The organism is Ruegeria sp. AB11 (assembly GCF_056536325.1).
The window spans coordinates 2,896,697-2,918,122 of record NZ_JBQFJO010000001.1 but is presented as its reverse complement, the minus strand read 5'-3'; the positions used below and the strand labels follow the sequence as shown (position 1 = coordinate 2,918,122).

At 56.7% G+C, this 21,426-nt stretch carries 21 protein-coding genes; 13 read left to right on the top strand and 8 right to left on the bottom strand.

What is annotated here, in order from left to right:
• Positions 1-66 precede the first annotated feature (66 nt).
• The 4 genes from rpoH (at position 67) to ACR3EJ_RS14595 (ending at position 3,303) form a co-directional block, all read left to right on the top strand.
• Positions 67-963 carry an RNA polymerase sigma factor RpoH gene (gene rpoH, locus ACR3EJ_RS14610; RefSeq protein ID WP_170539108.1) on the top strand — a complete coding sequence of 299 codons (897 nt, stop codon included), beginning with the start codon at positions 67-69 and terminating at the stop codon, positions 961-963.
• A gap of 130 nt (positions 964-1,093) precedes the next feature.
• The gene (locus tag ACR3EJ_RS14605) at positions 1,094-2,068 is read left to right on the top strand and encodes a Gfo/Idh/MocA family protein (RefSeq protein WP_170539110.1); all 975 of its coding nucleotides are present in this window, start codon (positions 1,094-1,096) and stop codon (positions 2,066-2,068) included.
• A 56-nt stretch (positions 2,069-2,124) separates the two neighbouring features.
• On the top strand, positions 2,125-2,394 hold the full coding sequence (locus tag ACR3EJ_RS14600) for a DksA/TraR family C4-type zinc finger protein (RefSeq protein WP_010439380.1): 270 nt from the start codon (positions 2,125-2,127) through the stop codon (positions 2,392-2,394).
• Positions 2,395-2,409: 15 nt separating this feature from the next.
• Positions 2,410-3,303 (top strand): DMT family transporter, encoded by an 894-nt coding sequence (locus ACR3EJ_RS14595; protein ID WP_170539112.1) that lies wholly within the window; start codon positions 2,410-2,412, stop codon positions 3,301-3,303.
• Between the two features lie 28 nt (positions 3,304-3,331).
• Here the strand turns inward: ACR3EJ_RS14595 and ACR3EJ_RS14590 are convergent, their stop codons facing one another.
• The 3 genes from ACR3EJ_RS14590 to ACR3EJ_RS14580 form a co-directional block, all read right to left on the bottom strand.
• Positions 3,332-5,152 (bottom strand): M3 family oligoendopeptidase, encoded by a 1,821-nt coding sequence (locus tag ACR3EJ_RS14590; protein WP_170539114.1) that lies wholly within the window; start codon positions 5,150-5,152, stop codon positions 3,332-3,334.
• An 80-nt stretch (positions 5,153-5,232) separates the two neighbouring features.
• The gene (locus ACR3EJ_RS14585) at positions 5,233-6,204 is read right to left on the bottom strand and encodes an alpha/beta hydrolase (RefSeq protein WP_170539116.1); all 972 of its coding nucleotides are present in this window, start codon (positions 6,202-6,204) and stop codon (positions 5,233-5,235) included.
• Positions 6,204-6,494: an SCP2 sterol-binding domain-containing protein gene (locus tag ACR3EJ_RS14580; RefSeq protein WP_010439389.1), complete on the bottom strand. Its 291-nt coding sequence runs from the start codon at positions 6,492-6,494 to the stop codon at positions 6,204-6,206. Before ACR3EJ_RS14580 ends, ACR3EJ_RS14585 begins: the two co-directional genes overlap by 1 nt.
• Positions 6,495-6,524: 30 nt before the next feature.
• On the opposite strand from ACR3EJ_RS14580, the gene ACR3EJ_RS14575 reads away from it, so the two are divergent.
• From ACR3EJ_RS14575 to ACR3EJ_RS14550, 6 genes are all read left to right on the top strand, one after another.
• Positions 6,525-7,133: a tetratricopeptide repeat protein gene (locus ACR3EJ_RS14575; protein ID WP_170539118.1), complete on the top strand. Its 609-nt coding sequence runs from the start codon at positions 6,525-6,527 to the stop codon at positions 7,131-7,133.
• 23 nt (positions 7,134-7,156) lie between these two features.
• On the top strand, positions 7,157-9,964 hold the full coding sequence (locus ACR3EJ_RS14570) for a helicase-related protein (RefSeq protein WP_170539119.1): 2,808 nt from the start codon (positions 7,157-7,159) through the stop codon (positions 9,962-9,964).
• A 6-nt stretch (positions 9,965-9,970) separates the two neighbouring features.
• Positions 9,971-10,336: an RNA-binding S4 domain-containing protein gene (locus ACR3EJ_RS14565; RefSeq protein WP_170539121.1), complete on the top strand. Its 366-nt coding sequence runs from the start codon at positions 9,971-9,973 to the stop codon at positions 10,334-10,336.
• Between the two features lie 65 nt (positions 10,337-10,401).
• Positions 10,402-10,740, top strand: a complete 339-nt coding sequence (gene fdxA, locus ACR3EJ_RS14560; protein ID WP_010439399.1) for a ferredoxin FdxA — start codon at positions 10,402-10,404, stop codon at positions 10,738-10,740.
• A 284-nt stretch (positions 10,741-11,024) separates the two neighbouring features.
• Positions 11,025-11,534: a CarD family transcriptional regulator gene (locus ACR3EJ_RS14555; protein ID WP_010439402.1), complete on the top strand. Its 510-nt coding sequence runs from the start codon at positions 11,025-11,027 to the stop codon at positions 11,532-11,534.
• A 124-nt stretch (positions 11,535-11,658) separates the two neighbouring features.
• Positions 11,659-12,420: an ion channel gene (locus ACR3EJ_RS14550; protein ID WP_170469450.1), complete on the top strand. Its 762-nt coding sequence runs from the start codon at positions 11,659-11,661 to the stop codon at positions 12,418-12,420.
• Here ACR3EJ_RS14550 and cobS read toward each other — a convergent pair.
• Positions 12,417-13,181, bottom strand: coding sequence for an adenosylcobinamide-GDP ribazoletransferase (gene cobS, locus ACR3EJ_RS14545; protein ID WP_170539123.1), 765 nt, complete (start codon positions 13,179-13,181; stop codon positions 12,417-12,419). The two genes, ACR3EJ_RS14550 and cobS, sit on opposite strands and share 4 nt — an antisense overlap.
• Positions 13,182-13,260: 79 nt before the next feature.
• On the opposite strand from cobS, the gene cobT reads away from it, so the two are divergent.
• Entirely contained in the window at positions 13,261-14,271 is a 1,011-nt protein-coding gene (gene cobT / locus ACR3EJ_RS14540) for a nicotinate-nucleotide--dimethylbenzimidazole phosphoribosyltransferase (protein ID WP_170539125.1), read from the top strand.
• On the opposite strand, the gene ACR3EJ_RS14535 is transcribed toward cobT, so the two are convergent.
• Entirely contained in the window at positions 14,268-16,151 is a 1,884-nt protein-coding gene (locus ACR3EJ_RS14535; RefSeq protein WP_170539127.1) for a monovalent cation:proton antiporter-2 (CPA2) family protein, read from the bottom strand. The two genes, cobT and ACR3EJ_RS14535, sit on opposite strands and share 4 nt — an antisense overlap.
• Before the next feature lie 20 nt (positions 16,152-16,171).
• The gene (locus tag ACR3EJ_RS14530; RefSeq protein ID WP_170469462.1) at positions 16,172-16,627 is read right to left on the bottom strand and encodes an Lrp/AsnC family transcriptional regulator; all 456 of its coding nucleotides are present in this window, start codon (positions 16,625-16,627) and stop codon (positions 16,172-16,174) included.
• Positions 16,628-16,774: 147 nt separating this feature from the next.
• On the opposite strand from ACR3EJ_RS14530, the gene hppD reads away from it, so the two are divergent.
• Positions 16,775-17,872, top strand: a complete 1,098-nt coding sequence (gene hppD, locus ACR3EJ_RS14525; RefSeq protein ID WP_170539129.1) for a 4-hydroxyphenylpyruvate dioxygenase — start codon at positions 16,775-16,777, stop codon at positions 17,870-17,872.
• 56 nt (positions 17,873-17,928) lie between these two features.
• On the opposite strand, the gene ACR3EJ_RS14520 is transcribed toward hppD, so the two are convergent.
• Positions 17,929-19,854, bottom strand: a complete 1,926-nt coding sequence (locus ACR3EJ_RS14520) for a hypothetical protein (RefSeq protein ID WP_170539132.1) — start codon at positions 19,852-19,854, stop codon at positions 17,929-17,931.
• A 164-nt stretch (positions 19,855-20,018) separates the two neighbouring features.
• Between ACR3EJ_RS14520 and ACR3EJ_RS14515 the strand changes: the two genes are divergently transcribed.
• Positions 20,019-20,714 (top strand): SIMPL domain-containing protein, encoded by a 696-nt coding sequence (locus ACR3EJ_RS14515; protein ID WP_170539134.1) that lies wholly within the window; start codon positions 20,019-20,021, stop codon positions 20,712-20,714.
• A 1-nt stretch (position 20,715) separates the two neighbouring features.
• Here the strand turns inward: ACR3EJ_RS14515 and ACR3EJ_RS14510 are convergent, their stop codons facing one another.
• Positions 20,716-21,426: a GNAT family N-acetyltransferase gene (locus tag ACR3EJ_RS14510; protein ID WP_170539136.1), complete on the bottom strand. Its 711-nt coding sequence runs from the start codon at positions 21,424-21,426 to the stop codon at positions 20,716-20,718.

Below are 21,426 nucleotides of genomic sequence, written 5' to 3'. Positions count from 1 at the left end.
TGTATCGGGTCTGGTACCCATATCCCATGTTAAGGGCTTAAACATTTGTCCAAGGGGCAGAAATAAATGGCAAATTATTCAAATCTTCCAGCACCGACACCTGAAGGTGGACTGAACCGCTATATGCAGGAGATTCGTAAGTTTCCTCTGCTGGAGCCAGAGGAAGAGTACATGCTGGCCAAGCGGTGGGTCGAGGAACAGGATACCGAGGCCGCACATAAGATGGTCACGTCACACCTGCGTTTGGCGGCCAAGATCGCGATGGGATATCGCGGCTATGGTTTGCCGCAGGCCGAGGTGATTTCCGAGGCCAATGTGGGCCTGATGCAGGCGGTCAAGAAATTCGACCCTGAAAAGGGATTCCGCTTGGCGACCTATGCTATGTGGTGGATCCGCGCTTCGATTCAGGAATATGTCCTGCGGTCGTGGTCGATGGTGAAGCTGGGCACAACTTCGGCGCAGAAAAAGCTGTTCTTTAACCTGCGTAAGGCGAAGGCCCGCATAGGCGCGTTGGAAGAGGGCGATCTGCGTCCTGAAAACGTGACCAAGATCGCTGAAGACCTCGGTGTGACAGAAGATGAAGTGATCAGCATGAACCGTCGGATGTCCGGTGGTGATGCCTCGCTGAACGCGACCGTCGGGTCCGAAGGCGAAGGCACAATGCAATGGCAGGATTGGCTAGAGGATGAAGATGCTGATCAGGCTGGCGACTATGAGGCGCGCGATGAACTGGAAGCCCGGCGCGAGCTGCTTGCCGCTGCGTTGGACGTCTTGAATGATCGTGAAAAAGATATTTTGACCCAGCGCCGGCTGATGGATCAGGCTGTCACGCTTGAGGAATTGAGCACGCAATACAATGTAAGCCGTGAACGCATTCGTCAGATCGAAGTGCGCGCGTTTGAGAAGTTGCAGAAGAAGATGCGAGAGCTTGCGCGCGAGAAGGGCATGTTGAGTTCAAGCTGAGCCGCTCGCATTCGAAGCGCCAACCGGTCTGATCCACGTCAGGCCGGTTTTTTCTTGCCCAAGGGGTATGACAGTCCTGTCCTTCGCTGCTAATGATTGGTGGCGCTAACATCGCGAGGAGATGGTGATCATGCAAAAGCCGGTTCAATGGGGCATATTAGGGGCTTCGAAATTTGCGCTTCAGCACATGGGGCCAGCTATCCACGCCGCCGATGGTGCTCGCCTTGCTGGGCTGGCCACGTCCGATCCGACCAAAGCAGCGCCATTTCAACAGTTTTGCCCTGATATCAGCGTTTTCCATAGCTATGACGCGCTGCTGGCTGATCCGGGGATCGAAGCTGTCTACATCCCATTACCAAATCATCTGCATGTCGAATGGAGCCTGAGGGCGCTGGATGCGGGCAAGCATGTTTTATGCGAAAAGCCGATGACCATGCGGGCTGATGAATTTGAAACTCTGATTGCCAAGCGGGATCAAACCGGATTGCTGGCCGCCGAAGCTTACATGATCGTGCACCATCCGCAGTGGCAATTAACCCGCAATATGATCGCCGACGGAGCAATCGGGAAGCTGGTCCATGTCACCGGCGCGTTCAGCTATGACAACCGGGCGGATACTGCCAACATTCGCAACCGCGCAGAAACCGGCGGGGGTGGGCTGCGCGATATCGGTGTGTATGTGATCGGCAGCGCTTGCTATGCGACGGGGCAAGAGCCGATCTCGGTCAGCGGTGCGATCAGATGGGAGAATGACGTGGACGTATTCACCGAAATTCGCGCGCAGTTTCCCGACTTTACCTACTCCGCCTACGTCTCGACCCGAATGCATCCGCATCAGGAGATGGTGTTTCACGGTGAAGGTGGCGTGATCCGCTTGACCGCGCCTTTCAATGCGCGTGTATTTGGTGAAGCAAGGGTCGAGTTGCACCGCCCTGGGCTTGAGGTACAGGTGACGCGCTTTCCAGGGGACGATCACTATAAGTTGCAGGTCGAGGCATTCTGCCGCTCAGTCCGCGATCGGGCTGACTACCCCTGTCCGTTGGAATTCGTGCGGGGCACGCAAGAGGTTATCGATCAGGTCTTTGATACAGCTGTATCGCTCTAGCTTGCCACGCCCTTGGTGTCTCGCGTATCCTGTCCCGACCGGATCAGGAGGGTCAAATGGCGGGCGGTTGGGCGCGCGATGGCGCGGTGAGTGAACAGATCGAAGCGTCGATTTCGGATGAGCTGGCGCGGATGCAGGCGCAAAAGCGACCTGTGGGCGAAAGCCTGACCCATTGCGCCGAATGCGAGGAACCGATCCCCGAAAAACGCCGCCTTGCTTTGCCCGGCGTAAAGCTGTGCCTGGACTGCCAGCAAGAGCGTGACAGCAGCTTCAAGACCCGCGGCGGGATCAATCGGCGGGGTTCGAAAGACAGTCAGCTGAAATAACGCGAGGAGCACCCGGTGAAGGATCAGCCGCAGAGATCATTGCTGCAAAACGGGTTGGTTCTTGGGTTCCTCGCCGCGTTTCTATGGGGCACGCACAGCGTTATCGTGCGGTACCTGACCAGTGATCTCGGCGGGTTACAGATTGCCGTATCGCGCTTGTTCATAGCCGCATTTGCGATCTTCTGCATGTTGCGGTTTATGGGCGCACGGGTCTCGGTCCAGTACAGGGATTGGAACTTCCGGCTGGCGGTGTTGTCGACGTTGGTGAACTATATTCTGTTCCACATAGGCTTGGAACATACAGGTGCTGCTAATGCGATGGTGCTTGAGAATACCGCGCCGTTCTTCGTGTTGATTTTCCTATATTTCTTCGCGGATACCGCCGTTGGCCGCGCTGATGTATTGGCGACGCTGCTGGCGATCCTCGGTGTGTTTCTGACCGTCTACCGGGATTTTCAGGGCGGGGGAGAGCCCCTGTTGGGCGATCTGATGGAAATCGGGGCGGGGTTCAGCTGGGCGGTGTTCCTGATTTCCAGCAGCCGCGCGATGCAGACCTCGGAAACTACCGCCGAAAGGTTGAACTTCCTGTTTGGCATCTTTTTGTGTTCGGGCGTCTTGTTGATGCCACTGGCGGCTTTCTCGTTCCAGATGCCAACCGCAAATGATGTGATCTTCTTGATCCTTCTGGGCGTTTTGCCCACCGCGCTTGCCTATTATCTTTGGTACGAAGCCGCCGCGCGCGTGTCGACATTGACGGCAACGCTGCTATTCGCTGCGTCGGTTGTGTTTACCTTTGTCAATTCGGCGCTGTTTCTGGGCGCAACGATCACACCGCTTGCGATTGTCGGCGCGGTTTTGATCGTGACGGCCATTTTCGTGACGACGATGAAATCAACCAAAGAGAAATGAGGCAGCCCTTGCAGGCTGCCCCTTAGATTTAGCTTTCCATCGCTTCCAGTTCGTCAATAAAGCTTGAGATCATCGACAGGCCTTTGTCCCAGAACTCGGGATCGCTGGCGTCCAGTCCGAACGGGGCAAGAAGCTCTTTATGGTGCTTCGAGCCACCGGCACGCAGCATTTCGAAATATTTGTCTTCGAACCCGTCCGCACCGCTTTCGTAGACCGAATAGAGCGCGTTCACGAGGCCGTCGCCGAAGGCATAGGCGTAGACATAGAATGGCGAGTGGACGAAGTGCGGGATATAGGCCCAGAAGGTCTCGTACCCGTCCATGAATTCGAATGCGGGGCCAAGGCTTTCGGCCTGAACGCTCATCCAAAGAGCGTTGATGTCGTCCGGGGTCAGTTCACCTTCGCGGCGGGCGTCGTGCAGCTTGCATTCGAAGTCGTAGAAGGCGATCTGACGGACGACCGTGTTGATCATGTCTTCGACTTTACCGGCCAGCAGCACTTTGCGCTGTTCTGGGGTCTCGGCTTGATCCAGCATCTTGCGGAAAGTGAGCATTTCACCAAAGACCGAGGCGGTTTCGGCCAAGGTCAGTGGAGTCGAAGACAGCATCTCACCCTGATCGGCGGCCAATACCTGATGTACGCCGTGGCCCAATTCATGCGCCAAGGTCATCACATCGCGCGGTTTGCCCAGATAGTTGAGCATCACGTAGGGATGAACCTCGGTCACGGTGGGATGCGCAAAAGCGCCGGGCGCTTTGCCGGGCTTCACCGCCGCGTCGATCCAACCCTTCGAGAAGAAGGGGGCTGCGATCTCACCCATCCGAGGATCAAAGGCGTTATAGGCATCCATCACCGTCTTTTCGGCCTCGGCCCAGTCAACGATCCGGGTGTCTTCCATCGGCAGCGGCGCGTTACGATCCCACACTTGCATCACGTCCAGACCCAGCCACTTGCGTTTCAGTTCGTAGTAGCGATGGCTCAGCTTGGGGTAGGCGGCCACAACGGCCTCGCGCAGGGCTTCGACCACTTCGGGTTCTACATCGTTCGACAGGTGGCGACCTGTCTGCGCCGTTGGCATGTTACGCCAGCGATCAACGATCTCTTTTTCTTTGGTCTGCGTGTTATGAACGCGGGCGAACGTTTTGATATTGGTTTGGAAAACGGTGGCCAACTCACGCGCAGCGGCCTCACGCTTGGTGCGATCCTGCTCGGTCAGCAGGTTCAGCGTGCCTTCGATATTCAGCTCTTCTCCATCGACGGTGAATGTCAGGCCCGCGATGGTTTCGTCGAACAGACGTTCCCACGCGTCGCCAACAACTCCGAGGTCGTGCAGGAATTTTTCCAACTCGTCAGACAGTTGATAGGGCTTCATCGCACGGATGCGACGGAACACGGGCTCGTATCGTGCCAGATCGGCATTGGCGGCGAAATGCGCGGCCAGCACGTCGTCGTCGATGCGGTTCAGTTCCAACGTGAAAAATACCAGCGGAGTGGTGAATACGGTGATCTTCTCCTGCATGTCCGAGAGGAACTTGGCGCGATCCGCATCGGTGGTCAGCTGGTAATAGCGCAGACCGGCGAAAGACATAATCCGCCCGGCGATGGCGTTGATCTTTTCGTTGCGCAGCACGCAGGTCAGCAGGCCAGCGGCGTCCAGTTCGGCCAGCTTGCCCTCATAATCTGCGGCAAAGGACGCACATTCGCCTTCCAGCCAGTCCAGATCGCGGGCCAATTCAGGTGCATCTTCCGAAGCGTAGAGGTCCGTCAGGTCCCATTCCGGCAAATTGCCCAGATCATCGGCACCGCCGCCTGCATTTGCATCACGGATGGGAAAGGGAAGGTCGCGCATGGATCACCTCGAATAAACAGCGTTGGCAAACATTTAGGCGCGGAGTGTCCGGATCACAAGCAACCAGTTCGGCGCGCGCCCTATAGGCAGGGTTCGGGTTTTGATTTCGCCGCAGCGGCCGCGAAATGTGCCGCCAGCTGATCAAAGACCGGACCGCGCACCTCGGGTGCCTCCATCAGAACCTCGTGTTCGCCGTTGGGAATCTCGACCAGAGTACCGCTAGGCCAGTCGGCCATCCGGGCTCGGATCGCTTTGCGATCCACAATCTGTTCGTGACTGCCCAAGAAGGTCAGGGCAGGGATGTCGGGCGCAGCCTGTTCCATCAGCCAGGTGCATTCATCCAGCGCCTCGCGCAGCCAGATGGTGGATGGTGCCCCCAAAGCCAGCTCGGGATGCGCGGCCAGCTGGTCTTGCATCATTCGGTACATCGCCGGATCGCGCGTCAGCACGTTTCCTTCGAAAGGTTGCGACACCACATAGCTTTCCAGCGAAGTTGTGGGCGGCTTTTTCTCTCCCAACCCCAGGCGCGGCCCCCAATAGGCGGTCAACTGGCTGAGAGGCTTCATGATCGGTGTAAAGAAAATACCCCACATCGGCCCTGTGAAGGCACAAGCAGCGAAGTCATCTCCTTCCAGAACCGCGCGCAACCCAATGGCACCACCCATCGAGTGACCGATCACAAACCAGGGTTTGGGCAATTCCAGTTGCGTGGCGAGTGCCAGGGTGGATCGAACGTCATGCTGATAATCAGTGAATTGTTCTACATGACCGATTCTCGGATCATCCAGCAAACGATCCGCTAGACCTTGTCCGCGCCAGTCAACAGAAAGACAGGCAAATCCCCGGCTCACGAATTCTTTGGCGGTATCACCGTATTTTTCGATATATTCCGTACGACCGGGGAACAGCATCACCGTGCCGCGCGCATCGCCTTCGGGCAGCCAATGTGCCACGCGGATGCGTTTGCCGTCTTCGGTGGTCAGCCAATGGGCCACTCCACCAGCAGGGCCGCCGGCCACGTCTTCGAATAAGGGGGCCGGCGAAAACTCCATCAGGCCAGCACTGAGGCGAGTTTCATTGCAATTCCCATGTCTCCGTCAACGCTCAGCTTGCCGGACATGAATGCACCGGTTGGGTTAAGGTCGCCGCTGAGGATTTGTTCAAAGGTGTCCGCATCGGCGCTGAGGGTCACATCAGCCTCGTCGTCGCTGACGCGCGCACCGCTTGCATCAAGGATGATAGATCCCAGATCGGCGATGGCAAACTTGGCCGACGCGTCGAAATCGCCGCCCGACAGCTTCTCATTCAACGCCGCCGCGGCTTTTTCCAGAATATCGCTCATGGTCTTCCTCATATTGTTCATGCGCCGTGAATGGACATCCCCGGTCGCAACGCTACACTGACCATTGTTATGGGTATTGCAATCACCAATCTCAAACGTACCGTCGCGGCACTTGCCGTCATAGTCACGTTTTCCACCACTTGTACTGCGCAAGAGGCGGATTCGCGCGACGAGGCGGAGCTGTTGCAGCAACTGGCGCAATCGACGCCCGAGCAGGCCATTGGTTTGGATCGGCAATTGCAGGCGCTGTGGTCACAATCCGGTTCGGCCTCGGCTGATTTGCTGCTTGAGCGCGGGCGAGAGGCGTTGGATGATGGCGATGTCGAGGCTGCTCTAGACCATCTGACAGCGCTCACTGATCACGCACCTGGATTCGCCGAAGGCTGGCACGTGCGTGCATCGGCTTTTTTCGGCATTGAACGGTTTGGTATGGCAGCTGCGGATCTCGAACACGCTTTGACCCTTAACCCAAACAATTATGAGGCTATCTATGGCCTTGGGCTGATCTTCGAGATTGTAGGTAAGCCCGAGCAGGCGTTCGAGGCCTATTCGCGCGCATTGGCTATACATCCCCATCATGAAGAAGTAACCAATGCCGTGAATCGGCTGAAGCCTCAGGTTGAAGGCAAGGCGCTGTAAGTCTCAGGGCGCAGGGGGCGAAGGTGAGCGGGTCATCCCGAATCGTGGCCGTACTTGGCCCAACGAACACAGGTAAAACCCATTACGCGATTGAACGTATGCTGGGGTACCGGACAGGTGTGATCGGCTTGCCCCTGCGTCTGTTGGCACGCGAGGTTTATGACAAGATCGTCGCCATTCGCGGACCCTCCGTCGTTGCGCTGGTCACGGGCGAGGAACGTATCGTGCCGCCGCGGGCGCAATATTGGGTCTGCACGGTCGAGGCGATGCCCGAAGGAATGGGCGCCGATTTCGTTGCTATCGACGAAATCCAGCTCTGTGCCGACCCTGAACGCGGTCATGTTTTTACCGACCGTCTGCTGCGCTCGCGTGGAACGAATGAGACGTTGTTCCTCGGCTCTGACACCATGCGGGGTGCGATTGCCGAGCTTGTTCCCGAGGCGCAGTTTGTCCGGCGCGAGCGGATGTCTCAACTGGTCTATTCTGGAAGCAAAAAGATCAGCCGAATGCCCTCGCGCAGCGCGATTGTCGGGTTCTCGGTCGACAATGTCTACGCCATCGCGGAATTGCTGCGTCGTCAGAAGGGCGGGGCGGCGGTGGTCATGGGGGCGCTCAGCCCTCGCACGCGGAATGCGCAGGTTGACCTCTACCAGAACGGCGAGGTTGATTATCTGGTGGCCACCGATGCCATCGGCATGGGTTTGAACCTGGATGTAAACCATGTGGCGTTCTCATCCCTGACCAAGTTCGATGGCCGCCGAATGCGGCCTTTGGCGCCCAATGAACTGGCCCAGATCGCAGGACGGGCCGGGCGTGGAATGTCAGATGGCACTTTTGGCGTGACCGGTGAGGCTCCTCCGCTGGATGAAGGCGTGGCCCAAGCCATTATGGACAGCCGGTTCACGCCGATGAAGAAGCTGAACTGGCGGAATGCCGCCTTGCGGTTTGGCACGATCGAGGCATTGATCGACTCGCTTGAGGTCAGCCCCGACAATGAGCACCTGATCAAGGCGCGGCCCGCCGACGACCTGAACGTTCTGAAATCTTTGTCCCAAGTCACCGAAGTTGTCGCCCGTGCCAGCGATGGACCATCGGTACGCTTGCTGTGGGATGTATGCCGAATTCCTGATTTTCGCGGTATCAGCCATGCGGAACACGCCAGCCTGCTCGAGGTGATCTATGGCCACCTGCATGAGCGCGGATCCATCCCTGACGATTTCATGGCGCGGCAAATCCGCCGGATCGACCGTACGGATGGGGATATTGATGCGCTGTCCAAAAGGTTGGCATATATTCGCACTTGGACATATGTTGCGCAACGAAACGGATGGGTGCGTGACGAATCCCATTGGCGTGATGAGACGCGCACTGTAGAAGACAGGCTGTCGGACGCTCTGCATGACCGTCTGACCCAACGATTTGTGGACCGGCGTACATCTGTTTTGCTGCGCCGGCTCAAACAGAAGGAGGCCCTTTTGGCCGAAGTAAATGACAAGGGTGAAGTGACCGTCGAAGGCGAATTCGTCGGTCGTCTGGAAGGGTTCCGGTTTTCACCGGACAAAAGCGCGCAAGGAACCGAGGCGAAAGCTTTGAAATCGGCCTCTTTGCAAGCACTCGCGCCGCAATTCCATCTGCGTGCCGATCGCTTCTACAACGCGCCCGATACCGAAATAGATTTCACCGATCAGGGCGGACTGATGTGGGGCGAATATGCTGTCGGCAAGCTGGTTGCCGGAGCCGAGCCTCTCAAGCCAGTGGTCGAAGTTTTTGTCGATGAGGCTGCAGGCCCGGACGTCGAACAGAAAGTGCAGCGCCGGTTGCAGCATTTCATCGACCGCAAAGTGGCGGCGCTGTTTGAGCCGCTGCTGAATCTGTCGCGCGACGAGGAACTGACCGGTCTTGCCAAAGGCTTTGCATTCCGCATGGTTGAGGCGCTTGGCGTGCTGCCCCGTGCGCAGGTCGCGCAAGAGGTCAAGGATCTGGATCAGGACGCGCGCGGCGCGCTGCGCAAGCACGGCATCCGTTTTGGTCAATTCACCATCTTCATGCCACTGCTGTTGAAACCTGCGCCGACGCGTCTGCGTCTGGTGCTTTGGGCGCTGTCGAGCGGTCTGCAGGAGTTCCCCGAAGCGCCGCCTCCGGGGTTGGTCACCGTGCCCGTCGCAAAGGATGCGCCGCAGGGCTATGACACCATGTGCGGTTATCGTGATGCCGGCGAACGCTCGATCCGGATCGACATGCTGGAACGTTTGGCCGACATGTTGCGGTCCGAGGACAGCCGGGGTGGTTTCGAAGCCAAGCCTGATATGCTGTCGATCACTGGTATGACGTTGGATCAGTTTGCCGACCTGATGCAGGGGCTGGGCTACAAGGCTGAACGTGGCGAACGTGAGAAAGTGAAGCCAGTACCGGTCGAAATCGCACCCGAAACTACGACAGACGCGCCCGAGCAACCTGTCGCTGAAGATAACTCTGCGCCAGATGCGCCGACCGAAGACGTCGCGACACCCGCCGAGGCGTCAGCCGAGACCACCGACAGCACCGAGACGGCAGACGAGACATCTGCTGCGGACGAACCCGAGGTCGAGGTGTTCTATACCTTCACCTGGGGTCGCCAGCGCCAGCAAAACCGTGGCCCACGTCGCGAGCAGGGGCAGGGTAAAGGCAAGCCGCGTGGTAAGCCGCAAGATGGTCGCAAGCCGCATGGTAAGAAAGGTGGCAAACCTCAGGGTGCCAAGTCCTTCTCGTCTCGGCCGCCCAAGAAGGAAAAGGCCATCGATCCCGACAACCCGTTCGCAGCAGCGCTGATGGGTCTGAAGGACGGTAACTGATCCGCGATGGCCGAGGCCAAGCTGCGGATCGACAAATGGTTGTGGCAGGCGCGGTTCTTCAAGACCCGTAGCCTGGCCGCCAAACAGGTCAGCTGCGGCCATGTTAGACTAAACGGAAACCGGGTGCTGAAACCGGCGCAGGCCGTGGCACCCGGGGACGTCCTAACCTTTGCCCAGGGGCGGATCGTCCGCGTTGTGCGTATCGAAGCGCTCGGAGAGCGCCGCGGCCCGGCCCCCGAGGCGCAAGGTTTGTACTTCGATATGACCGAAAAGCAGGATGCACCGCCCAAGAATCCCGGATTTGAAGGAAAAGGTCGTCCAACCAAGAAGGAAAGGCGCGCGCTTGATCTTTCTCGCACCCCAAAGGGGTGATCTGACCTTGAAGAGGCGGTCAGACTGGATTAGCTAGTCGCCAAAGCGCAAACGGGAATTCCAAAATGACCTACGTTGTCACCGAAAACTGCATTGGCTGCAAATACACCGACTGTGTCGAGGTATGTCCGGTGGATTGTTTCTACGAAGGTGAGAATACACTGGTCATTCACCCCGACGAATGCATCGACTGCGGTGTTTGCGAACCCGAATGCCCCGCCGACGCAATTCGCCCCGATACCGAGCCGGGGATGGAGCAGTGGGTCGAGTTCAACCGGAAATACTCGGAAATGTGGCCGGTGATTGTGACTAAGAAAGACCCCTTGCCCGAGGCCGAGGAACGCGACGGCGAAGAAGGCAAGATGGAGAAATATTTCTCGGAAGCACCCGGCGAAGGTGGTTAACCGATTCGGCGGCCCCTAACCGTACGTTAGACAACAATCTACGCTATAATACATTGAGGTAAAAAGGGAATCTCCCATTTGCCACAGGTCGGTCTTTTGAGTGTCGCAATTTTGTGATATACTTGGGGTCAAATGATGACTGTGATTGGGATGTGCTCCGTAAGTATGCTCGCTTTGGAGTTCTGATTTTATGACAAAAAAGCCGCCTGACGGGGCCGTTTAGGGCCTCGGCTGTGGTCTTTTTGTCGTCTCATATCCCGATCAGTAATGAAGGATAAATCTGAATGTCGAAATCGAAAAAGCTTGAGTTCCGCCCGAACGATTATGTCGTCTACCCGGCTCACGGTGTAGGTCAGATCGTATCGATCGAAGAGCAGGAGGTTGCAGGCTTCTCGCTTGAGCTGTTCGTAATCTCCTTTGAAAAAGACAAGATGACGCTGCGCGTGCCAACCAACAAGGTCACCGAATCCGGCCTGCGCTCGCTCAGCTCACCTGATGTGATCAGTCAGGCCATGAAAACGCTTAAAGGCAAGGCCAAGGTCAAGCGCGCCATGTGGTCGCGTCGGGCGCAGGAGTATGAGCAAAAGATCAACTCGGGTGATCTGATCTCGATCGCTGAGGTGGTCCGTGACCTGCACCGCACCGACGACCAACGCGAGCAGAGCTATTCCGAACGTCAGCTTTATGAGGCCGCGCTTGAGCGTCTGACCCGCGAAGTTGCTGCAGTGTCTGGTGCAGATGAAATCTCGGCCGCCAAGCAGGTGGATGAGGTGCTGACCTCGCGCGCTGCCTGATCAAAGGCACCACCCATTTCAAAGCCGCTCCGGTATCGGGGCGGCTTTTTTTATGAACCGTCGCTTGGTGCTGTAGTCGTTTCAGGGTATTTTTCTCTGAATATTAGGCTGATACGGGGTAAAGATGAAGCAGGCTGTGAAGTTTCTATACATCAGCCACGACCCGATTTCGGTCTGGTTTCGATATGGTCTGATCCTGTTCGACATCGCAACGATCGTGTTCTTTGTTGCGACCGCGCATATTCCGCACGGTCCGGGAATCACCGCAGCAAGTATTGGTGTCGGTGTGCTCATTCTCATGGATTTTTCAGCCCGGCTTTGGATATCGAAAGATCGTTGGAAGCTACTGCGTCAGATTTACACGCTGGCGGATATTGTTGTTATCGTTTCGCTTTTCCTTGATCCGTTTCTGACCGGCAACCTGGCGTTTCTGCGCATTCTGCGCGCCTTGCGTTTGATTCATTCATACCATTTGCTCAGGGATTTGCGGCGTGACAGCAGGTTTTTCCGAACCCATGAAGACGCGGTGATCGCTGCAATCAATTTGCTGGTCTTTGTCTTTGCGACTTCGACCGCTGTATTGGTCTTTTTTGTGCCGGAAGACACCCAGACGCCCTATATTGACGCGTTGTATTTCACGATGGCCACACTGACGACAACTGGGTTTGGTGACATCACGTTGTCGACGCCGGGCGGTAAGCTGTTTTCGGTTTTCATCATGGTTGTTGGTGTGGCCCTGTTCGTGCGTCTGGCGCAGGCGATCTTCATGCCGCAGAAAGTGCGTTACAAATGCCCCAGCTGTGGTCTGTTTCGCCACGACCCGGACGCTGTGCATTGCAAGCACTGCGGCGCGACGCTGCGGATCGCGACGGGGGGTGCCAGTTAGATCAAAGCGATCAGCGTCAGCAGGAATGTGATCTCGGTTATCTGCTGCGTCGCCCCCAGAATGTCGCCGGTCTGACCTCCGATCTTGGCCTTGGCGATCTTCGCCACAATCAGGCTGGCGATCATCGCAAAAAGCATTGGGATCAACGCCAGAGCGCCTAATAAACCCAATGCCAACAATGCTGCCACTGCCAACCCCGCCAAAACCGTCGATACCGGTGGCGAGCCGACTGAATGGCTTAGCCCTGAGTGCCGTGCATTTTTTAGAAAAGTCATCAAGGCGGGCATGAGAGACCGGGAAAACACACATGCAACCAGCACGCCTGTCATCATCTCGGCGCCAACAAGGGCTGCAATGGCTGTAATACGTAGAATCTGAAATAGCAGCAGTGCCAGCACGCCGTAGGTGCCGATATGGCTGTCCTTCATGATCTCGAGCCGCCGCTCGGGCGTGAACCCTCCCCAAAGGCCATCGAACGTATCGGCCAACCCGTCTTCGTGCATCGCGCCCGTGGTTGCAATCAGCGTGGCAACAATCAGGCCTGCGACAGCAAAAACGGGCAACTGCGCCCAGATTGCGATCCACCCGATACCACACGCAAGGGCACCAACGATCAGCCCTGCAAGCGGAAATGCCCAGACGGCGCGTGACTGTCGGGCGAACGCATCTTTGGGTGGGCTGGGCCATGGCAGCCGTGTCAACAGGATCAAAGCCACGTTGATATCCAGAATGGAAAATAGGGCGGTGTCGTTTTTGGTCACTCCCAGGCCTTTCAGGGTCTTGTTGCTTTGTCAGGTTTGGTTAAACACACAGGACCACTCTGATGCAACGAGGCTTTCAATGCTGCCTGAACTCGACGATTTGAACAGTTTCCGCGACGCGCTAACCGGTGCGGCCGGTCCGGATACTTCTGCCGTGCAGGGCGCGCAAGAGCGCAACGGCCAACTAACCAAACCACCCGGAGCCTTGGGACGGCTTGAGGATTTGGCGATATGGTATGCGGGCTGGCGTGGGGATGCGCAGCCACAGATCAACGCGCCTCAGGTCATCGTGTTTGCTGGCAACCACGGCGTGACGGCGCAGGGTGTTTCAGCGTTTCCATCTGAGGTCACTGTTCAGATGGTCATGAATTTCGAACACGGCGGTGCTGCGATTAATCAACTGGCCAAGGCCGCTGGCGCGAAAATGGATGTGCATGCGTTGGATCTTGACTGTCCGACCGCAGATTTCACCCAAGCCCCCGCGATGAGCGAAGATGAATTGCTGCGCGCGCTGCGCACAGGCTGGCAAGCCGTCGATCCACAGGCTGATCTGCTGGTTGTGGGAGAGATGGGTATCGGCAACACCACCCCTGCAGCCGCCATCGCCTGCGCACTGTTTGGCGGAGATGCATCTGACTGGACCGGGCGCGGCACAGGCGTAGATGATGCAGGGTTGGTGAACAAAACACGCGTTGTTGCCGAAGGCGTCGCCCTGCACGGTCATGGCGACGGTCTGCATATCCTTCAATGCCTAGGCGGGCGCGAGATTGCGGCCATGGCAGGGGCGATTGCCGCTGCACGTGTATTGCGCATTCCAGTCATTCTGGACGGATTCATCTGTACGGCAGCGGCGGCCTGTTTGGCGCAACTTTCGGACACTGCGCTGGATCACACTGTTGCGGGCCATCAAAGTGCCGAAGGTGCACATTCCGCAATGCTGAACAAGCTAGGTAAGGAACCGTTGCTAAGCCTTGGCTTGCGCTTGGGCGAAGGTTCGGGCGGGGCACTGGCGATCAACATTCTTAAAAGCGCCGTGGCCTGTCATTCCGGCATGGCAACGTTTGCCGAGGCCGGAGTTACAGACGGTTAAGCCGACTTCTTGGCGTGTTCCTCAGCCAGTTCCAGCAGCGCGGTTTCCAGATCTTTTTCAAGTTGCCGCGCACGCTCGATATATTTTTTGTTTTCTGCCGTGGGCATGCCGGGTATCCACAGCTCTGCCAACTCGCGCACCGATCCTCGGTCGTGGTGATAGAAAGTTTGTTCTGCTTGCGCGGCTTCATATTCACTAAGGCCGATATTCTCGAGAACATAGCGACCCGCACGTAGTGACCCATCGAACATTTCGCGCACGATGTCATTGGCCCCGGCTTGATAGAGTTCGTAAACATGAGTGCGATCTCGCGCCCGAGCGATGATGTGCAGGTCAGGCCGCTGGCGGCGCGCATATCCGACCAGACGAGTGACCTGTTTGTAATCATCCATGGCCGCGACCAAAACCGAGGCTTTTTCAATTCCGGCGGCGCGCAGCAGTTCGGGACGCGTCGGATCGCCCAAGAATCCTTTGACGCCAAACCGGCGCATAAGCTGGATGGTTTCAATGTCGTGATCTAGAACCACGGTCTTGAATCCGCTTGCCTGTACCAGGCGATTCACGATCTGGCCAAAGCGACCGATCCCGGCAATTATGACAGGCCCTCTCTCATCAATCTCATCTGGTTCGACCTTTGGCTTGCTCTCGCCGATATAGCGAGAAAGCAGATCGTAGAGGATAAACAGCAGAGGGGTGATCAGCATGGTCAGGGCGATGATCATAAGCAGTTTTTGCGATAAGCCCGGAGGGATCACGTTTTGCTGTGTCGAGAATGCCAGCAGTACAAACCCAAACTCGCCAGCCTGGGCCAATCCCAAAGTAAACAGCCAGTGATCACGTCCACGTAGTTTGAAAGCACGCCCAACGATGAACAGAATGATACCTTTGGCCAAGATCACAAGTAGCGCCAGCCCGATCAGATCAAATGGATCGGCGAAGAAATAGCCCACATCGATCCCGGCACCAACGGTGATGAAGAACAGACCCAGCAGCAGACCTTTGAAGGGCTCAAGGTCGCTTTCCATCTCATGCCGGAATTCCGAACTGGCCAGAACAACGCCCGCAAGAAACGCGCCAAGGGCGGGGGAAAGGCCCACCAGAGTCATCAAGAACGAGATGCCAACCACGATCATCAACGCCAGTGCTGTGTACATCTCGCGCAGGCGGGTGGCGTGGATGAAACGGAAAAGGGGGCGGGTCAGGTAGATTCCCGCCAACACGACAAAGGCGACCACTCCGATTGTAACCAGCGTGACGGCCCAACCGGGCAAACCCTCGACCAGCGAAAGTGTGGCGTGATGATCGGCTCCGTGGGCGGAATCCACACCTCGATTGATCGAGCCATCGTCTTCTATGTGGACGCTGGCAGGCAGTGCAAGAAGGGGCAGAAAGGCCAAAATAGGTATGACGGCGATATCTTGCGTCAACAGAACCGAAAATGTGGCTCGCCCGCCATTGGTCTGCATCAACCCCTTTTCGGACAAGGTTTGCAGAACGATAGCGGTGGAAGACAGTGACAACGTAAGGCCTACAGCCAGCGCCACCGACCATTGATGGCCCGCGTAGAACGCCACAGCTGCGATCGCGGCGGTGGACAGGCCAACCTGCAGCCCGCCCAGCCCCAACAACTTGTCGCGCATGTCCCATAGGGCGCGGGGCTCAAGCTCTAGCCCGATCAGGAACAGCATCATGACAACGCCAAACTCGGCGACGTGTTGAAGGCTTTCTGTTTCTGCGCCTACAAGGCCCAGAATCGGTCCGATTGCAATTCCGGCGGCCAGATATCCCAGCACCGAACCCAGGCCCAGACGCGCGGATAACGGAACGGCGATCACCGCTGCTGCCAAATAGATCGATGCCTGATAAAGGAACTCGTCCATTATTGTCCTCTTAAATCCGCTCAGGTTGGGAGCGGCGCGTCGCGTTTCAATTGGTCCATCACGATCTGGCTTTGCACACGTGCCACTGCAGGATGCGGCAGGATGACTTCGTGAAGCAAGCTATTGAGTGCGGATAAGTCGTCACAATAGACGTGAAGCAGGTAATCTGCCTCACCCGTCATCGTCCAGGCACTCGTGATCTCGGGGCGCGTGTCGACCATGCGGGCGAAGCTGGCGGATTGTTCGGGGCCATGTGTGCCCAGATGCACCTGAATGAACCCTTGAACCTGCAATCCCAGCATCAGCGGATCCAGCCGTGCCGTATATCCGGTGATATAGCCCTCAGCCTCAAGGCGCTGTCGGCGGCGGCCCGCCTGACTGGCCGACAGGTTTAACATCTCACCCAATTGATGTGCCGTCAGGTGCGCATCTTTTTGCAAAGCTGACAACAGTCGTGTGTCTGTTGCATCCAGCATGTGCGGTGATTCTCCGGTTTTTGTGCGTTTCGTGCGGATGTTCCGCGTTAAAATTCAGTCTACATGAAAACAATGCGCAGAAACAGCACCGAATAAGGCGTATTTTTGAATCAGCAAAGAAATTCCTGTTTTCCAAGGAGACGCGCCATGGGTCCTTTCCCGCATAACGCCCCGAAATCTGTCATCAGCGAAGAAAACCCCGCCGGCACCGATGGGTTTGAGTTCGTTGAATTCGCCCATCCCGAACCGCAGGAACTGCGCGATCTGTTCGCGCGGATGGGGTTCGAATATGTCGGCTACCACCGCGACACCCCCAAGGTCGAGCTGTGGCAGCAGGGCGATGTCACCTACATCCTGAACGCGGACCCCGACAGCTTTGCCGCGAAATTCGTCGCCGAGCATGGTCCTTGCGCTCCTGCGATGGGCTGGCGTGTTGTGGATGCGCAGACGGCTTATGAGCACGCGATTGCAAAAGGGGCCGAGCCCTATGACGGTGCCGACAAGACCATGAATGTCCCGGCGATCAAAGGTATCGGTGGCTCGCTGATCTATTTCATCGATCAGTATTATGACACCTCGCCCTATAACGAGGAGTTTGAGTGGCTGGAGCAATCGAAACCGCGCGGTGATGGGTTCTATTACCTCGATCACCTGACCCACAACGTATTCAAGGGTAACATGGACAAGTGGTTCAAATTCTACGGCGACCTGTTCAACTTCCGCGAAATTCGCTTCTTTGACATTCAGGGCAAACATACAGGTCTTTTCAGCCGAGCGCTGACTTCTCCTTGCGGTCGCATCCGCATACCGATCAATGAGGACCGGGGTGAAACCGGGCAGATCGTCTCTTACCTAAAGAAATACAATGGCGAGGGTATCCAGCATATCGCGGTGGGTAGCGATGATATCTATGGCTCGACCGATGCGATTGCCGAGAAGGGGTTGAAGTTCATGCCTGGCCCGAACGAGACATATTATGACATGTCTTACGACCGTGTGTCTGGCCATGATGAGCCCAAGCATCGAATGATGAAGCACGGTATTCTGATCGACGGCGAAGGCGTTGTTGATGGGGGTGAGACCAAGATCCTGCTTCAGATCTTCTCTAAAACCGTAATCGGCCCGATCTTCTTTGAATTCATTCAGCGCAAGGGCGACGACGGGTTTGGTGAGGGTAACTTCAAAGCCCTGTTTGAATCGATTGAACGCGAGCAGATTGAATCAGGTGAGATTTCGGCCGCCTGATCTGAGATCAATGAAAATAACTGAGCGCTCTGTTTACCAAACAGGGCGCTCTTCTTTTATCCGCGTGGCATCTTGAGGGTGATGTTCTTACCGCGTTTCTGATAGCGCAATTCGCTATCTCCAATGGCCACGACATTCCCACCATCGATACGATCACCCACTTTCAACTTCTTATAGCGTCCGCTGGGCAGGCGCACCAGAGCACGGCGATTGGCCGGGGTGCCATATACACCGATCAGGTTGAGTTTGCGTAGGTTGATGGCATTATCGATGGTTGCCTGTCGCGCAACCGAGGCGGTTGTTGGTATCTTGGGTTTAACAGCCCTGGGCTGGAAAGAACCGGCTTCATCACTGCTGGTTGCCACATTCGCGGTTGATCCCAGCGAAGCACTTTGGGTGCTGGGTTTCTTGGCAACCAATGCGGCGATATTCGCAGGGCGTGGCTTGGGGCGTGGAACGCGAACCACCGCCAGAGCGGTTGGTGTTTCGTCAACCTCGGGCTTGGATTGCAGGCTTTCCGGACGCAGTTTTGGTCGCACCGAAGCCAATTCCTGGCGAGACCGGCCACCCAATTGTTGTCTTTCGAATTGATCAACAAGGTTGTCGGGCCTTGGGCGGGGTCGGATTGATGCGAGCCTTTCGTCAACCTCTTCAACAACAACGGGCTCTGTCTCAAACCGTGTAGGGGATTCCGGAGGCACCGATGAAGGGCGGCCCAGGTAGACCATCACACCGGCTGGATTCAGAGTGCCCTCTGCGGTCGGCGTCACCAGACCACGTTCGTCCAACTCAAACCTCTGACCCGCGGCGCCGGGCAGGGCAGTCAACTCAAAAGCTTCGTCAGTTTCGAGGCTTTCATGTGGTGGCAGGGCAACGGTGTCGGTCGACAGATCAGCGCGATCAACCGAAGTTAGATAGACATCAGCAAGCTGTTCCAGCGGTGGTTCGGCCAACGGGTTCGGTTCGACAGGCGCGGTCCCGGTGAAGTCATGAAACTCTGCCCCGAAGTCTGGCAGGCCAGCAATTTCTTCAACCGGTTCGGGTGCAACCTTCAAAGCTTCGAGAATGGCCTCATCAGTTGCAGACAGATCAGTTTCATCACCGGTGTTCGGCTCGGCGGGTTCAGGTTCAATTGCGAGTTCCGCAACATCTGGTGCGCTGGGTTCAACGGTTGTCGGGACATCTTGCTGTGGCTCTGGAACTAAAACGGGCGCCTCTGCCACGACTGGTTCTGGGGCATCGATTGTAGGTTCATCGCTGTTCAGTGACCAGAGACCAAGTACCATGCCCAATAGAACGGATGCAGCAACCGCCGGAATAACATATTTTTTCACCTCTACCGACGAAGAGATCGTGGGCGATTCAGCGCTTTGAGCGGAACGGAAAGCGGTCGGATCAGCGGTATCCGCGATGGGATGAATGGGAATACTCGATGCCTCTTCAGGCGCGGCTTCCGGCGATTTGGCCACGGGCGCAGTGCTGATTTCATTTGACTGGGAGTCCACCTCAGACGCAGGCACTTCGTAAACGGACCCTGATAGAACGTCTTTACCATTGGCACTAAGCCAGAACCCTTCTGGGATAAATCCATGTTCCACCGCAAATGAGTGCGCTTCTTTCAAAGTTTGCTGCGCGACTGCCGCGACGTGAATGTCTGAACCGTTCGGAGTTGCGACAAAGGTCAGCTCGGACAACTGGTATGGCGTTGCTGAGGCTAAAGTTTCTTCAACTTTCTGCGTTGCCGCTTCGGTATCCATTCCATCGGTATCGACCGTCAAAAGACGTACCTGATCCGAAGGAATCACGAGCTTGCAGCTTAGGTTGTTTTCTAGTGCGAATCCCTGATCGCGCAGGGTCCGGATCTGATCAGAGAAATCCGGTGCATCCAACGGGATCGTGCCAATGCAGTACCAGTCTCCATCCGACTGGTGATGCAAGGAAATACCGTTTTCAGAAAATGACAGCACAAAGGCGGGTTTCATGATCGCGATGAACCATAATTGTCAGCTTCAATGCAAACGCTTGGATGTCTGCCCGACGAGATTAGAGCAGGAACTCGCCGAGGGAAAGAAAAAGGCGCGTTTCCCCCTTGCCGTGTACGGAGTATGACACCCATCTTAGCGACAAGTCATAAGGAGAGATCACCTTGAAGACACTTGCTTTTCTGGCTGCCATGACCGCAGCCGTCGCGGCGTTGCCTGCCCATGCGGAAGAACGTCGCATCACCGTCAGTGGAACCGGAACGGCCTTGGCTGCGCCAGATATGGCAACCATCACGCTTGGCGTGACGAACCAGGACGCCCAGGCATCGGTTGCGATGCAGGCGACCTCTGACGCTGTGACACAGATTCTAAAACGGTTGGATGAGATGGGCTTGGAATCACGTGATGTGCAGACCCGCGATCTGTCGTTGTCACCAGTCTGGTCTGGGCACCGGAACTCAAGCGACGAAGCACCCAGGATCACCGGATTTACAGCCTCAAACCGCGTTTCTGTTCGGGTTCGGGATTTGGATAAACTGGGTCAGATTATGGACGCCGTCATCAAGGACGGGGCCAATGATTTTGGCGGCTTGAGCTTCAGTGTACAGGAGCCTAAGCCGCTTGAGGCCGAAGCGCGCGCGAAAGCGGTCGCAGACGCAACCGATAAGGCGCAACAATTGGCCGAGGCCTCAGGCGTGACTTTGGGTCCGGTGATTTCGATAAACGATCACGGTGGGGGCGTTCGCCCGATGGCCCAGATGCGCGAAATGGCGATGTCCGACGCCGGTGGCGTTCCGGTAGCGGGCGGAGAGATTTCTGTATCGGTCAATATCGCTATGGAGTTCGAAATCGCGGACTAAGCTACGCTCCAACGCGGGCTTGCAGCGGTTGTCGCTGCTGGCCCGCCGCATCGAAATTTCCCGGCGCAAGCCAATTCTCGAATGCTGCGCGAATGCGCGGCCATTCGCTGTCGATAATCGAGAACCAAGCGGTATCCCGGTTACGCCCTTTGTAATGGGTCGCTTGTCGGAAAATACCTTCGAACGTAAATCCCAAGCGTTCGGCCGCGCGCTTTGAGGGTGCGTTCAAAGCGTCGCATTTCCATTCGTAACGGCGATAGCCAAGCTCATCGAACACCCGTCGCATCATCAGATACATCACTTCGGTTGATTGCGGTTTGCGTTGGAGCAGGGGTGAGAAATGGATATGGCCCACCTCGATGGCACCCGCTGCTGGTTCGACACGCAAATACGAGGCCATACCCACCGGCGTTTCGTCGGCATCCAACACCGTATGGAACATGGGATCGGCGTCCATGCAGTTGTTCTGCGCCCAGTTGGTGAAATCAGCCTCAGAGGCGAAGGGGCCATAAGGCAGATAGGTCCAGTTATGGCCATCCGTGTCACTGGCAAACGCCCGGTACAATCCGGGCGCATGCCGGTTCACATCTAGCGGCACAACAGAACAGAACCGGCCCTGCATCGGCGTGTAAGGCGGGGTGGGGCGAGGAAACTCGCCTGTGACCGGCAAGCCAATAGGCTGGCCCAGTTCATTTGTGTTGTGCCCTGCCAT